This window comes from Cytophagaceae bacterium ABcell3 (genome assembly GCA_030913385.1).
Lineage (GTDB): Bacteria > Bacteroidota > Bacteroidia > Cytophagales > Cytophagaceae > ABcell3.
This window is the reverse complement of sequence record CP133159.1, coordinates 3958183-3971836: the sequence shown is the minus strand read 5'-3', so window position 1 is coordinate 3971836 and position 13654 is coordinate 3958183. Positions and strand designations below refer to the sequence as shown.

Annotated in this window: 15 protein-coding genes; 11 read left to right on the top strand and 4 right to left on the bottom strand. The window is 38.2% G+C overall.

Annotated features, from left to right (window positions below; genetic code table 11):
* Positions 1-3: 3 nt before the first annotated feature.
* A complete protein-coding gene (locus tag RCC89_16080; GenBank protein ID WMJ74672.1) occupies positions 4-1392 on the top strand; it encodes a hypothetical protein in 1389 nt (462 codons plus the stop codon).
* Positions 1393-1720: 328 nt separating this feature from the next.
* Positions 1721-2284: a hypothetical protein gene (locus tag RCC89_16075; protein WMJ74671.1), complete on the top strand. Its 564-nt coding sequence runs from the start codon at positions 1721-1723 to the stop codon at positions 2282-2284.
* 183 nt (positions 2285-2467) lie between these two features.
* Here RCC89_16075 and RCC89_16070 read toward each other — a convergent pair whose 3' ends face one another.
* Positions 2468-3808: a sugar porter family MFS transporter gene (locus RCC89_16070; protein ID WMJ74670.1), complete on the bottom strand. Its 1341-nt coding sequence runs from the start codon at positions 3806-3808 to the stop codon at positions 2468-2470.
* A 247-nt stretch (positions 3809-4055) separates the two neighbouring features.
* On the opposite strand from RCC89_16070, the gene RCC89_16065 reads away from it, so the two are divergent.
* Positions 4056-4808, top strand: a complete 753-nt coding sequence (locus RCC89_16065) for a LexA family transcriptional regulator (GenBank protein WMJ74669.1) — start codon at positions 4056-4058, stop codon at positions 4806-4808.
* 135 nt (positions 4809-4943) lie between these two features.
* Here the strand turns inward: RCC89_16065 and RCC89_16060 are convergent, their stop codons facing one another.
* Positions 4944-5297, bottom strand: coding sequence for a DUF3817 domain-containing protein (locus RCC89_16060; GenBank protein ID WMJ74668.1), 354 nt, complete (start codon positions 5295-5297; stop codon positions 4944-4946).
* Positions 5298-5373: 76 nt separating this feature from the next.
* A complete protein-coding gene (locus RCC89_16055; GenBank protein WMJ74667.1) occupies positions 5374-5607 on the bottom strand; it encodes a DUF3820 family protein in 234 nt (77 codons plus the stop codon).
* A 583-nt stretch (positions 5608-6190) separates the two neighbouring features.
* Between RCC89_16055 and RCC89_16050 the strand changes: the two genes are divergently transcribed.
* The 3 genes from RCC89_16050 to RCC89_16040 all read left to right on the top strand — a co-directional run bounded on the left by RCC89_16050 (position 6191) and on the right by RCC89_16040 (position 8330).
* Positions 6191-6895: a porin family protein gene (locus RCC89_16050; protein WMJ74666.1), complete on the top strand. Its 705-nt coding sequence runs from the start codon at positions 6191-6193 to the stop codon at positions 6893-6895.
* Between the two features lie 116 nt (positions 6896-7011).
* Complete coding sequence (locus RCC89_16045) at positions 7012-7665, top strand: outer membrane beta-barrel protein (protein ID WMJ74665.1); 654 nt, start codon at positions 7012-7014, stop codon at positions 7663-7665.
* Between the two features lie 14 nt (positions 7666-7679).
* A complete protein-coding gene (locus tag RCC89_16040; GenBank protein WMJ74664.1) occupies positions 7680-8330 on the top strand; it encodes a porin family protein in 651 nt (216 codons plus the stop codon).
* Positions 8331-8420: 90 nt separating this feature from the next.
* Here the strand turns inward: RCC89_16040 and RCC89_16035 are convergent, their stop codons facing one another.
* A complete protein-coding gene (locus RCC89_16035) occupies positions 8421-9089 on the bottom strand; it encodes a TIGR02117 family protein (GenBank protein WMJ74663.1) in 669 nt (222 codons plus the stop codon).
* Positions 9090-9348: 259 nt separating this feature from the next.
* On the opposite strand from RCC89_16035, the gene RCC89_16030 reads away from it, so the two are divergent.
* From RCC89_16030 to RCC89_16010, 5 genes are all read left to right on the top strand, one after another.
* Entirely contained in the window at positions 9349-10194 is an 846-nt protein-coding gene (locus RCC89_16030; protein ID WMJ74662.1) for an alpha/beta hydrolase, read from the top strand.
* 123 nt (positions 10195-10317) lie between these two features.
* Positions 10318-11184 (top strand): DUF1571 domain-containing protein, encoded by an 867-nt coding sequence (locus RCC89_16025; GenBank protein ID WMJ74661.1) that lies wholly within the window; start codon positions 10318-10320, stop codon positions 11182-11184.
* 65 nt (positions 11185-11249) lie between these two features.
* A complete protein-coding gene (locus tag RCC89_16020) occupies positions 11250-11825 on the top strand; it encodes a GNAT family N-acetyltransferase (protein WMJ74660.1) in 576 nt (191 codons plus the stop codon).
* Positions 11826-12127: 302 nt separating this feature from the next.
* Positions 12128-12781 carry an outer membrane beta-barrel protein gene (locus RCC89_16015; protein WMJ74659.1) on the top strand — a complete coding sequence of 218 codons (654 nt, stop codon included), beginning with the start codon at positions 12128-12130 and terminating at the stop codon, positions 12779-12781.
* Between the two features lie 82 nt (positions 12782-12863).
* Complete coding sequence (locus tag RCC89_16010; protein WMJ74658.1) at positions 12864-13547, top strand: hypothetical protein; 684 nt, start codon at positions 12864-12866, stop codon at positions 13545-13547.
* Positions 13548-13654 lie beyond the last annotated feature (107 nt).

The window sequence follows — 13654 nt, the reverse complement described above, 5'->3', positions numbered from 1 at the left end:
CCTATGCAACTATCTGTTTCGAAGAATGTGCATATTGTAGAGCCTGGAGATTTTGAGCCAACAGACCATTGGTATCCACGTGTGTTAAATTCAAATATCCATCCACTTGTTTCTTATTTTCTTAATCTTTCTACAGAGCAAATAATAGAGCGGTATAACCGCTTGCACCCCCAGTCTGATAGTGAGCTTTTAAAAGACATATTGTCTTATAAGCCTAGTTACCTGAAGTGGGCTGGTACTGATTTGATGTATGTTGTAAATAAGCTAGGGCAACGGAGGATTGCTTTGATAGAAACAAACTCTTGCCCTTCAGGTCAGAAAAGTATGCCTCTGTTGGATTTGAATGTAGAACAAGGAGGGTATAAAAGGTTAATAGAGGGGACTTTTAAACCCATGGTTGACAGTTGGCCGGAAAGTGGGGCTTTGGCAGTAGTGTATGACAAAAATGGGATGGAGAACATAGGCTATGCAGCTACCATTGCAGAGGTTTTCAACGAGCATGTTTACTTGGTTAACTGTAGCGACTTCAACGAAAGTGTAAAGTTTGAAGACGGTGTCATGTATGTCTGGGTCAATGCTTCTGGGTGGGTGAAAATTAGAGCCGCTTTTAGATATGTCACTCAAAAACCTTGGGAGCTAATCCCTGAAAAGTGTGGCACTTTGCTTTTAAATCCTTTAGAAGCTTGCCTTGCAGGTGGGAGGAACAAAGAAATGGCTGAAAAAGCTTATCTAAAGTTTAATGAGGTAAATGACCCTCTGGGGCTGCAAATCCTGACTCCCGCTACCTTTCTTAATGTGGAGTATAGTCAGCTACAGGAGTATTATCAAATGCTTGATAAGGCTATGGTCATAAAGGTGCCTACTAGTAATGCAGGACAAGGGGTAATGACTGTAACTAATGATAATGAGTTTTTGGATGCATTAAACAGGTTAAAATCTTTTCAGGATAATAACTTAATAGTTCAGCAGTTGGTAAAAGCAGCACCTGCTCATGCAGCTAAAAATGAGAAAACATGGCACCATGTGGGTACTGTGCCTGATCTAAAAGGCAGGAGCTATGCATTTGATATCAGAATGATGGTACACTATACCGAAAGAGGAATGAAACCTTTGGCTATTTACTCAAGGAGAGCTCGGGCACCTTTAAATATGGGTACTACTAATAACTCATGGGATGTTTACGGGACAAATTTATCTATAAGGCATGAAGATGGCTGGAGTTACGAAGATGAGCGACTTATGTTGTATGATGTTAGGGATTTTGGTTATATAGGGTTGGGCTTGTATGAGCTGATATCTGGTTTTGTGCAAAGTTGCATGGCTGTTTACGCTATTGATAGACAGGCTGTAGAAATGTTTTCTGAAAAAAGTAGGGTGTATAATGGAAAGTAGGTTTGAGACAGGCTCTTAAGTGGATGGTAGAAAAGCAGCTTAGGTCAACGGTTGGTTAGTTTAGTAACTTTTATTGGTTGAATATTTTGAGAAACTATTTCCTTTGACAAATAGAACAATGTCTAATATTCCGGCAATACAATTCCGGCTGCTGTAATGGGGAGGATGCCCCTAAAAGTATACAAGTGGCTGATTGGCAGTTTTTGTTACCCACAAATGGTTTCTGAATTTTGTAGATGATATTTTTTTGTTGTATGTGGTGTTTTTTTATAGTTTGTTATAGTATATTTATCCTTTGTAATATTAGATTCATCATAATTATAAAAAAATGAAAAGCATTTGGATTACTTGCCTGTTAGTAACGAGTTTATTTTCTATGGCTTTCGGCCAAGATAAAAGAACTACCGGTCATATTATAGATTCTGAAGGAAAAATCATAGAGGGGAAGTTCGGTACTGTTACAGCTAAAAAAGCTGTTTTTTATTCCAATGAGAACCTTAGAAAAGCACGTACATATAAACCTAAGCATATTCAAGGTTTTGTGTTGAACCAAGAAAATTCTCAGCCGCTTAAATTTGAGTCTGTAAAGTTCTCGAGTGTGGTCGAGCCAATGATGTATTCAGGTGATATATTTATGGGTGTAATATCTAAAGGTGAAAAAGTAAACCTATATTACCTTAAAATAGGCGATGGCGAATTCGGGGTTCAACGAGTGGGGATTGATGAAAAACCTGTTTCAATGGATGGGAAAAGGCTTTTTTGGAAGAAAAAAGGCGCTAAGTTTTTTGAAGATTGTCCTTCAGTGGCCGAAAAAATTTCTAATGGAGAATTAGGGGTAGAGGCAGATGATATAGTGAAGATAGTGGAAGAGTATGAGAATTGCGATAAGTAAAAATAGGACGTGCAGGGAAAATGCCCAAAATGTTGCCTTAAGCGACTTTTTTTGAAGCTTTTGTTGCGTAATACAAAAGTTTATATTGCATATTTCAGTTTAAAGGATAAGAAAAGAGGAACAGTTTAACTGTTCCTCTTTTTTTATTGCTATTTATTAAGGTAATTAGGTTTTTCGGAAACTTTAGACTTTTTCTTCCTCAGGTACCTTTCCTGCAATCCCTAGCTTTTTCTGAATATCTTCTAATGGTACCCCTTTGGTTTCAGGCATTACCTTCCATATAAAGAAAAACTGCAAAGCCATCATAGTCGCAAAGAAGGCGAAGACAGCCCCTGCGCCAAAGGCGGCAAGGGAAATGGGGAACAAGTTGGCAATAATGGCAGCAAAAATCCAGTGCGTAAGGCTACCAAACGATTGTCCGGCTGCTCTGACCACATTAGGAAATATCTCAGAAAGAAATACCCAAATAACAGCGCCATGGGACATGGCAAAGAAGGCAATAAATGCAAATATAAAAGGCGCTACACCTGCATAGTCGTCTATAAAGAAGGCTCTGGCAAGAAAAGCTAAGGACAAGGCCATGCCTATTGATCCAATGTACATAAGGGTTTTTCTGCCTGCACGGTCTATTAGTATCATTCCGACAATTGTAAAGAGCATGTTTACTAAACCGATTCCTGAGGTGCTGAGCAGAGACTCTTCAGAAGCTAAACCTGTCATTTCAAATATCCGTGGTGCATAATATAACACTGCGTTAATACCGGTTACTTGGTTAAGAAAAGCAAAAATGAAAGTAATTACCAGTAGTTTGGAGTATCTGGGAACAAATAGTTTTTCGTCTCCTTTGACATCTTTAGCTGAATATTTAATTTGTTCGAGCATTTCCTGCTCATTACCAGGGTTTACCTTGTTCAGTACTTGTAGCGCAGCGGTTTCATCGTGCTTTTTCAATACCAGCCACCGTGGGCTTTCTGCAATGACAAAAGCAAGACCTGTAAAGGCTAGTGCAGGCACAGCTTCTATTGCCAACATATACCTCCATGAGTTAGGTGAAACACCTTCTAGTGCATAGTTGCTCAAAAAAGCAATAAAAATTCCCAATACAATGTTAAGCTGGAAAAGCATAACCAGTTTTCCTCGTGATTTGGCGGGGGAAATTTCAGAGATGTACATAGGGGCTGTAACCGATGAGGCTCCTACACCAATACCTCCAATAAACCTGAAAATCATAAATGAATAAATCTCAGGGGCCATTGCCGAACCTAGAGCAGAAATGGTATAAATTATACCTATAAAAATCAAAGTTTTCTTTCTTCCGAACCAATCAGCAGGTTTTCCTCCTAAAAGTGCGCCTATAACGGTTCCATACAATGCAATGGCCACTGCTAGCCCATGCATCCAGTCAGTAAGATCCCAGCGTGCCTGGATAGCTTGCTCAGCACCTGAAATTACTGCGGTGTCAAATCCAAACAAAAAGCCACCCATGGCAGCTACTATTGCATAAAGAACAACTGAATTTTTCAAGATTATTTTAAAATTAAGGTTTAAAGTTAAAATAGGGACGTGCTTAAAGTTTTTGTAGTTTGAAAGGTGTCTTTACCTTCTATTGAGCTATAAAAAAACGCTTTGACGCAGTCCTGGTTAAAAGTAACTATAAATTTAGTAAAAAAGTACAAAGAGGAGGGTATAAAGTCCTACAAATTGGCCTTGTTTAAAATAAGGTTTACAATTAATAAATAAATTAGGAGTTTTTTGTTATTATTGCTAACAAATGCTTGTGCATAAAAATATACGGTTTCTTCGGGTACAGGCTGGTTTGACTCAGCAGCAATTTGCCGATAAAATAGGTTTAGGGCGGCCGTTGATCGGGCAGCTTGAGACTGGTAGAGTTGTGCCTACATTGGCACATTTAGAGCGATTTTCTTCTTTTTTTTCAGTGTCATTAGATCAATTGGTTAAAGAAGATTTGGAGGCACAGCGGGGAGATGGCTTTACGGACGATAAACTTAAGATACTGACTATAGCTGTTGATAAAGATGAAAATGAACTCGTTACACTGGTTCCTCAAAAAGCTTCTGCTGGTTATTTAAATGGGTTTTCTGATCCCGAGTTTATTGCAGACCTGCCAAAGGTCAGCATTCCGGGTTTAAGAAACGGTACTTTTCGGGCTTTTGAAATATCAGGAGACTCTATGTTGCCCTTGTTGCCAGGTTCTATTGTTATAGGTAAATACCTCCCTGATTTTGATCTGTTGAAGGATGGGCAGACTTACCTTGTGGTAACCCAAAGCGACGGGGTGGTGTATAAAAGGGTTAAGGTTGATCGTAATAATAACAAGTTTGCTTTAGTCTCTGACAATCCTGCTTACCCTCCTTACAGTTTGCCTTTTGCTGAAGTCCTTGAGCTTTGGGAGGCTTCTGCTTATATTTCTTTTACCTTTCCATCGCCAGAAGTGTCTTTGGATAGTATAGCTGTAATGTTGCAGGAAATCAAAGGAGAAATAGCTAAAAAAGCTCCAGAGTAATCCGGAGCTTTTTTTACTCTAAATTATGCGATAGATTTTGTCATGAGTGAACGCAGCGACTGATTTTGAGCTATTTTGCTACGCAACAAAAGTTCTATTGCATATTCCAGATTTAATGAGGAAATCGGTTAGAGCTTATGAAACTGGCGCTGTTGCAGGGTTTTGAAGCTCTGCTATTAACTTTCTTTCTTCTTTCAGTAGTTGTCTGTCCAGTATAAACGTCCCGCCAGGGAAAATAGAAGCCAAGAAGGCAATGAAGCTCCAAAGAAAGGTCTTGTTCATTTCCATTTTTACCACCGCCACCATAGCCATGAATGCCATGAATAGTAAACCGTGGGCCCATCCAGTATATTTTACAGCTTCAGGCATGTCAGCCATGTATTTTAAAGGCATTGCAATAAAAAATAAAGCAATTGCAGAAATACCCTCTGCAATTCCTACATATCTCAGGTATCTTAGAAGTTTGATGTTGCTGTTTTGTTCTGCCATGGTGTTTTGTTTTTTAGTTGTCTTTTCGGTTCTTTTTGCTTTGACTTACAAATGCTGTGCCATGCCTGTTAATAGGTCAGCTTTTGTTTGCTTTTTTTAATGGTTCAAGAAGGCTCTCTAACCCATTTGTTTTGATAATGTGGATGGTAGACAATAGCATGCCAAGTCTACCGCCAGGGAAACCCTCTCTGGCAAACCACTCAAGATATGTTACAGGTAAATTGCATAGGGTTGTACCTTTATATTTGCCGAAAGGCATTCTCATTTTTACTATATCCTCCAGCGCTTTAGGGTCTGTTTCGGGAAACATGGTTAGTCGTTAAATATGTTGGTTAACAAAGCTTTTCCTTTTTTAATTCACAGGTAATCAAATATAAGAATTTTCTTTTAATTAGGGACTGCTGAAAAACGCCCAAAATATTGACCTGCATATATATTTGTATAAAAAATAGGAGGTATAGGTGCAAGAGTTTTTAGGTTATAATATTTGGTGTAATAGTAGGGTTTTGTTGTTCCATTGTTCTGTTTAATACATGTTTTGTGCGATTTGTATTTGAGAATTTTTATGTCTTGAACAATCATATCTTGTACTTGTTTTTTTATTAGTGATATACAATTAAAGAGAGATGGATAAGATGGGAAGAGTAAAATTGTATTTGAAAGTGATGTCTTTGGTTTTAGGGATTGTTTTTACCAGCAATTCACTGTTTGCTCAGAGACAACAATCTTCAATAGGTATTAATATTTGGTGTAATAGTAGGGTTTTGTTGTTCCATTGTTCTGTTTAATACATGTTTTGTGCGATTTGTATTTGAGAATTTTTATGTCTTGAACAATCATATCTTGTACTTGTTTTTTTATTAGTGATATACAATTAAAGAGAGATGGATAAGATGGGAAGAGTAAAATTGTATTTGAAAGTGATGTCTTTGGTTTTAGGGATTGTTTTTACCAGCAATTCACTGTTTGCTCAGAGACAACAATCTTCAATAGGTATTAGAGGGGGAACTAATATGGCTGCATCAGCCGGAGAACGGAATATATTTGGCGATAACAGCCTTCGAGGATACCATTTAGGCTTTTATACTCAGATAAATATAGCCGGTTTCTTTGGTATTCAACCAGAGTTCTTGTTTTCCAGACGTTCTTTTGATGCGCCAAGAGGAACACATGTGCACCCTCCAACAGAGGAAGCATTTCCTTTTTACAGACAAAGTTTTGATTACCTAGACATACCAATTTTCTTACGCTTTAATATTGTAAAAGGGTTTCACGTATTGGCAGGGCCCCAGTTGTCTAATTTTCTTGGCTCTCAGGAAAGATATATTGGCTTTCGGGGAAGAGAATATATTCAGAGACATTTAGGGGGAAATTATATGGACCTTTCGGGTGTCGTAGGACTGGCTTACGAGTTTAGAGACGGACTTAATATTGGCGTGCGATATGGGTATGGTTTAGGAAGAATCCATAGTATTACAAACTTTGAAGGTGGTAATGTGCCACATCAGACTCAGGGTATGTTTACTGTGGGGTATACTTTTGGGAGAACTCCATACCATGGTACCTATCATGACGACTATTATTTCGATGGGGAATAATATTCTTAACATAGCCGCACTTGTATGGCAGGTGCGGTTTTCTTGTGCTTGAGACGGATAAACAATCATATATATGGATAGTTCTTTTAAAATAGGGCATTGATAAACAGGGGGAGATGAGTGTAAAGCAAATATTAGGTGTGATATCCTTTTTGGTGGTTATGAGCTTTGGTACTGCTCAGACGCAAAGTATTGGCTTTGGATTAAGAGGGGGGATAGATCGTGGATATGAGTATGGAAATGTGTTTGGACAAGGGAACTTAAGAGGTTTTCAGGGTGGTGCTTACGCCAGGTTTGATTTCATAGGAGGTGTGTTTGGCATTCACCCTGAAGTTTTGTTTTCTAGACGCACTTTTTCTGCAGACAATGGGCCGTTTTTATTTCCAGATACAGAAGAGCTTATGCCTAACTATAGGAGAAACTACACCTTTGTAGATGTACCTGTTTTTCTTCGGATTAATGTTACCCCTGGGTTTCACTTTTTGGTTGGGCCACAGGTTTCGGGGCTTTTATATTCTCGAGAGCATTATTATGAACCAGAAGGTAGATCGCATAGCATATACCATAGTGGATATGAAAACCGCTTAGATTTATATGGCGTTGCTGGTTTGGGCTATGAATTTGAAAGTGGGTTTAATGTAGGATTTAGGTATGGTGTTGGCTTAGGGCAGATACATGGCGGTGGAAGTTCGGGAAATGCAGGCTTGCTATTTGATAGACAGGCACAGTTAGTAGTAGGTTATACGTTTTTAACGAGAGGCAAAGAGTAAAATTAAAATAGGATATGAGGGGAATGATAAGAAGTGGTCATATAGTAAAATGTGTTGCGCTGTTAATAGTGGGGGTCTTGGGTAGTTTGACAGTCTCTGCTCAGCAAACAGGCTTTGGTGTTAGAGGAGGTGTTAATGGTATGGCTTTCGAGAACCAGAGTTTGCTTGAGGAGGAAAGTTTGCGTGGCTGGCATGGAGGTGCATACCTGAAACTTGGTATAACGGAAAGCTTTGGTCTTCAGCCGGAACTTTTGTTTTCGAGGTATGGGTATTCGGCGGGCGCTACAGAAGCACAAGCAGAGGCTTCTTATGACTATCATTTAAATTACCTAGACCTTCCGGTGATGCTAAGGTTTCACATTACTCCTGGATTATATATTCTAGGTGGGCCTCAGTTTTCTTATATGTTGCAAGCCCGAGAAAGGATAGGATGGGATCAGTTTGCTGAGGAGTTTACCGATATTCGAGAAGAGCGCGGAGATAATATCGATGTGGGGGCTGTTGTTGGTATAGCATTTGAATTACCTAACGGGCTGAACATTGGAGCAAGATATGGTTTTGAGTTTTCACGAAGCTATTCACTTGATCACTTTACCCAAGAGCATGGCAGGCGCATTGGGCAGATCCATTTAGGATATACCTTTGGAGGCCGAGGGGACTTATAGGAATGAATTATGGGGCAAAATAGCAGAATCAGTACATTTGTGGAGGAGTTTCCCTTCATAAATGTACTTTTTAAATACTGTAAACCTATATTATTTTACTCTATGATACATAACAGATTTTTCAAAAGGAGCCCATACGGCAGTCCGCACCCCAGAAGCTTTTAAAGCCGAATTTGTCCAGTTGTTGCAGGTGTTAAGAAATGAATACACTCCTTCCCCTTCATAAAAAAAATCATTATTGCCATAGTGGTGGTTGTAGATGGGAATATAACTTCCTGCTTGATCTGTTTGAAATGATCTTTCTATAAAATCTACTAATTGTTGGAACTCTTTGAGGTTTAAGGTCAACTTGTAAACTTTTTCAGACTCGATTGGCTGATAAGTCAATCCTTTAATATGCATGGCAGAACCTTCAGAGTAGAAAAGGGCTTTTAGACCTGTAGAAAGTCGGAAATCTGACCAAGAAGGGGTTTCTGCATAAAATGTTTTATCTCCCCAGCCAAAAGCGATATACTTATAAGCTGTGTTCTTGTTCGGAAACAACTTTTTTAGCCAATTGATAGTTGATGTTTGAGCTGGAAGCGTAATGTCCGTGTGTACGCCATTTGTGCTTACATAAACAGGTATTCCTTTGGGAGAAGCTTGATAGGTGTTGTTCACTGAGATTACAGAAAATATAGTAGCGTACGCCAAATAGCTCAGAACAGCCAATGGAACGATCAGCAGCGAAACAGTTATTTTATTTTTTAAACGGTTCATGTTGTATGTAAAACGAAATTAAATCTAAAACAGGTTCCTTCAGGAAATTATTTTATGTGGGTTATTGTTTTACAATGAAGGCTATTTTACGAATCTGTAATGTTAGCTTTGTTTAATTGGGTTAAGAAGGTAGAGTGTAAGTACTTTTTGCCTCTTAATATTTTATATGAAGGAGCAATAATTGATTAGTATTAAAAATGAATGAAATAGCTGTTCAATCAGTTCGGGGTCATCTTCTTCAGGCACTATAAGAAAGCCTTTGCAAGCGTTTTCTTTAAAAGCTTTGGTGTCGGCTTATCGGGTTTACTTCAGAATGGCATTTCGTATGGCACCTGAAAAAGCGGCAAAAAGGGCTTTGAGCTTGTTTGCAACACCTATAAACCAGAAAGTAAGAGCTAAAGAAAAGCTGTTGCTGGAAAAAGCCTCACGTTCTTATATAGATTTTGAGGGTATGAAGATATGTGTCTATAGGTGGGGCAAGTCTTCCAAAAAGGTTTTATGTATTCATGGATGGGAAGGTAACGGAGATAATTTTGGAGGTATTGCAGAGCAGTTGGTGAAAGAGGGGTTTGAGGTTGTAGCCTATGATCAACCTGCGCATTACCGTAGTACTGGACGGTCTTCTAACCTATTACAATTCTCTCGGCTTTCCGCTTTTTTGATCAAAAGCGAAAAACCTTCATGTGTCGTGGGACATTCTTTTGGAAGTGCTTCCGGTATTGTAGCATTTCATGACCATCCTGACTTGCAGGTAGAAAAGTTTATTATGCTCAGTGTTCCTGATAAACTAATAAGTGTGGTAAACGATTACGCCCGGCTAATGAGGTTTACTAGAACACATAAGATGCATTTGCTTAATTATATGAACCGGGTTTTCGGGCGCCAGGTCGAAGATATCCAAATGAACCGATACATTGGTGCTTGCAATTCCCAGATGCTGCTTATTCATGATAAGTATGATAAGGTGATTCCTTTTTCATATGCCAAAAATGTGGCTCGTGGCAATGATAAAGTTAACTTATTTCCTATTGCTCATGCAGGTCATTATAGGATGCTATGGGATCCAAAAGTGATAAGTGAAGTTTCAAATTTTGTCAAAATTTAGGTAATACAGTATATTGCCCTTTGTTTTCGCATTTGTTTCGTATTGGATTTATTTTTATAATAAATTATTTTAGTATAGGATTCTATCCTGTTTTTCGTTCTATTTGGAATGATGAAGTGTACTATGAATAGATTGAATTTGATTTTAAGATTTACTGTTTTTTTGTTGTTTATTTACCCTCTTTGTGCCACATCTTGGGTTTCAGGCCAATTGACGGGGCCGGAGATTATTGAAAAAATGAGGGCAGGTATAGATAAAATTGAAACCCTTAAGTTTAGAATGAATAAGAGAGAGCGGGTAGGAGGTAAGATCTTGACTAGGGAACAAATGTGCAAATACAACCGGAAACCTCATAAGGTATATACAAAGATACTTGCCCCTTCTGAAGGCATAGAAGTGCTTTATGTAGAAGGAGAAAACAAAAACAAAGCATATGTCTACCCTAATGGCTTCCCGTATTTGACTCTAAGTCTGGATCCTTATGGGAGTAATATGAGAAAAGATAACCACCATACAGTACATGAGGTAGGTTTTGAATATATCAATGATATTGTTTCAGATATAGCGAAAAAGAAAAAAGACAACCCTGAAAAATACCTGAAATACCTTGGGGATACAGTAGTCCATGGCCGTAAATGCTTTAAAGTATTGATTGACTACCCTGACTTTGATTTTTACCCTTACAAAGTTAAACCGGGAGAGAATATTACCGATATTGCCTACAGGTTATTTATAAGTGACTTTATGATTCTGGAAGAGAATAACTTAAAGGATTACAAAGATGTTAAGCCGGGGCAGGTAATTAAAATACCTAACGCATATGCTCGCAAAACATACTTGTATATCGACCAAGAATATTACCTCCCGGTTTTACAGGTAATGTATGACCATAAAGGGTTATATGCGGAGTATGATTTTGTTGACTTAGAGGTAAACCCCAAACTGGCACCAGAAGAATTTACAAAAGGTTATAAAGAATATAATTTTTAAATTATTAAAAACATTTTTGTTTGAGCTTAGTTGTCAGATGATTGAATTTGATAACTAAAAAGATAATGTACAAAATTAAAACAGCACAAGAATCAGAAATAGAGAATTTAATAGCTCTTATAGCGTTGGCTTTTAGTTCCGACCCTTTTAACCGATGGGCTTTAAAAGATCCCAAAGACTATATAACACTGTTCCCTTTTTTCGCTCGTGCTTTTGGAGGAAATGCAATTAAGCGTTCAACAGCTTTTTATATTGATGGATATGCGGGGGCGGCTTTATGGATGCCTCCTTCTGTTGAGCCTGACTTTGAGACTTTGACCGATTTGGTTGAGAAAAATATCCCTTCTGAAATTAAGCCTGATTTGTTCAGCATATTTGAACAAATGGGTGAAGCTCACCCTTCTGAGCCATGTTGGTATTTACCTATGTTAGGAGTTGACCCTGTCCGCCAAAATCAAGGGCTTGGTTCTGCGCTGTTAAATCATGGGTTGGCACAAATAGATGAGCAAGGTGGAATGGCTTATCTGGAAGCTTCAAGCCTGCGGAGCGTCCCTTTGTATGAAAGGCATGGTTTTAAGGTTATTGGAGAAATTCAATCGGGTAGTTCACCTATCATGTATCCTATGATTAGAAAACCTTAAAATGGAATTATGTGATAGATTGCTTCATGAGGGGCAAAATGTTATTCTTTTGGGTCGCAAATCATTGCGGCGCTATAATCAAGACACAAATATGAGCGAAGCGACTGATTTAAAATTGCTTTGCAACGTAATAGTTCTATTGCATATTTTATGTTAGTTTGTTGGTTTAGCTTTGGAGGAAGTTTTTTGCGACATAATACGGTTTGGGTTAAGTGTATGGGTGTTTTTTTTATATGATTTTTTTTAAAATGGTTTTGTGGCACGGTGGTTGATATTGATCAGGAAAACCAAAAACAAAACCAATGAAAAAACTTTTTTTAGTACTCGCAGCTATTTTTCTAGTTTCTTTAGAATCATTTTCGCAAATAGGTCAAGGGCAATGGATGCTCGGTGGCTCTTTGAGCTTGAATGGTCGAAATTCAAGTGCTGAAATGGATGGGACTAATTCTTATTTTAATGCGGGCTTGAGCGCGCGCGCAGGATATTTTGTAAGCGATAATATTGCCATAGGAATGTCCCCAGGGTATTCTTTTTTGAGAAGTGCTTCAGATGACCTTATCGCATGGGATGGGTATATGGAATCTAATGTTTATACCAGGCACTTATATAATGCATCTCCGTTTATTAGGGTGTATAAACAACTTTTTAATTCACGGGCCTACCTGTTTGGACAGGGAAGTTTAGATTTTTTTCATATGAGATCGAGTAGCGGACGAGATCAAACTTCTTCCAGGACCATTGCCAATAGTATCGGTGCTTCTATCGCCCCGGGAGTTAACTTCTTTGTCCATGATAAAATTGCTTTGGAGGTTCTATTTGGCGGCCTTTCCAGCCGATATGAAAGATCTATAAGAAGTGGTGATAATTTAGTTAGTGATGTGGTTGAGAGAGAGTTTCAATATAATTTCAGTTTAAATTTACGGTCTTTAAGATTTGGGTTGATATTTTTCCTTTAACATTTAGAACTGCGGTATACCTCTACAAGTGGATTATGCTACTGTAGTGTGTTATTGACGGGATAAAACTAAAAACAAAACCATGAAAAACTTTTTCTTATTACTCGCAGCTATTTTTCTAGTTTCTTTAGAATCATTTTCGCAGATCAGCCAAGGACAATGGATGCTCGGTGGCTCTGTGCATATAGATGGTCACAATTCAAGAGTCGAAACGGGCAGGACTGGCTCGTCTTTTGATGCGGACTTAGATGTGCGTGGGGGATATTTTGTTACCAATAATATTGCCATAGGGCTATCTCAGGGATATTCTTATGAAAGAAGAACTTCAGAATATAGTATAAGATGGGCAGGGGCGGAGGACTTTGAAGATAACATATATAAATCCACCAGTCACTCTTTCCTCACCTCGCCGTTCGTAAGGGTTTATAAACAGCTTTTTGATTCACGGGTTTATCTGTTTGGACAGGGAAGTGTAAATTTTAGGCATGCTAGAAGAATTGGTGGAAGTGAAACATTTATAGATAATACTTTAGTAGAGCAGTCTTCACATAGAGCTGTTGCCAATAGTATAGGAGCTTTTATCGTACCGGGTGTTAACTTCTTTATCCATGATAAAATTGCTTTGGAAGTGCTATTTGGGGGGCTTTCCAGCCATTATGAAAGATCAACATTTAGTGGTGATAATATTGAAGAAACTAGGAGAGATTTTTATTATAACTTCGATTTAAATTTACGGTTGAATTTTGGACTAGTCTTTTTTCTATAGGGGCTAACCTTTAAATGTAGACCCGTATAAGGTTGGCTCTAAAGAAAAATGTAAAAAGCATATTAAAAATAAAAGCCCTTCAAAAAATGAAGGGCTTTTATTTTTAG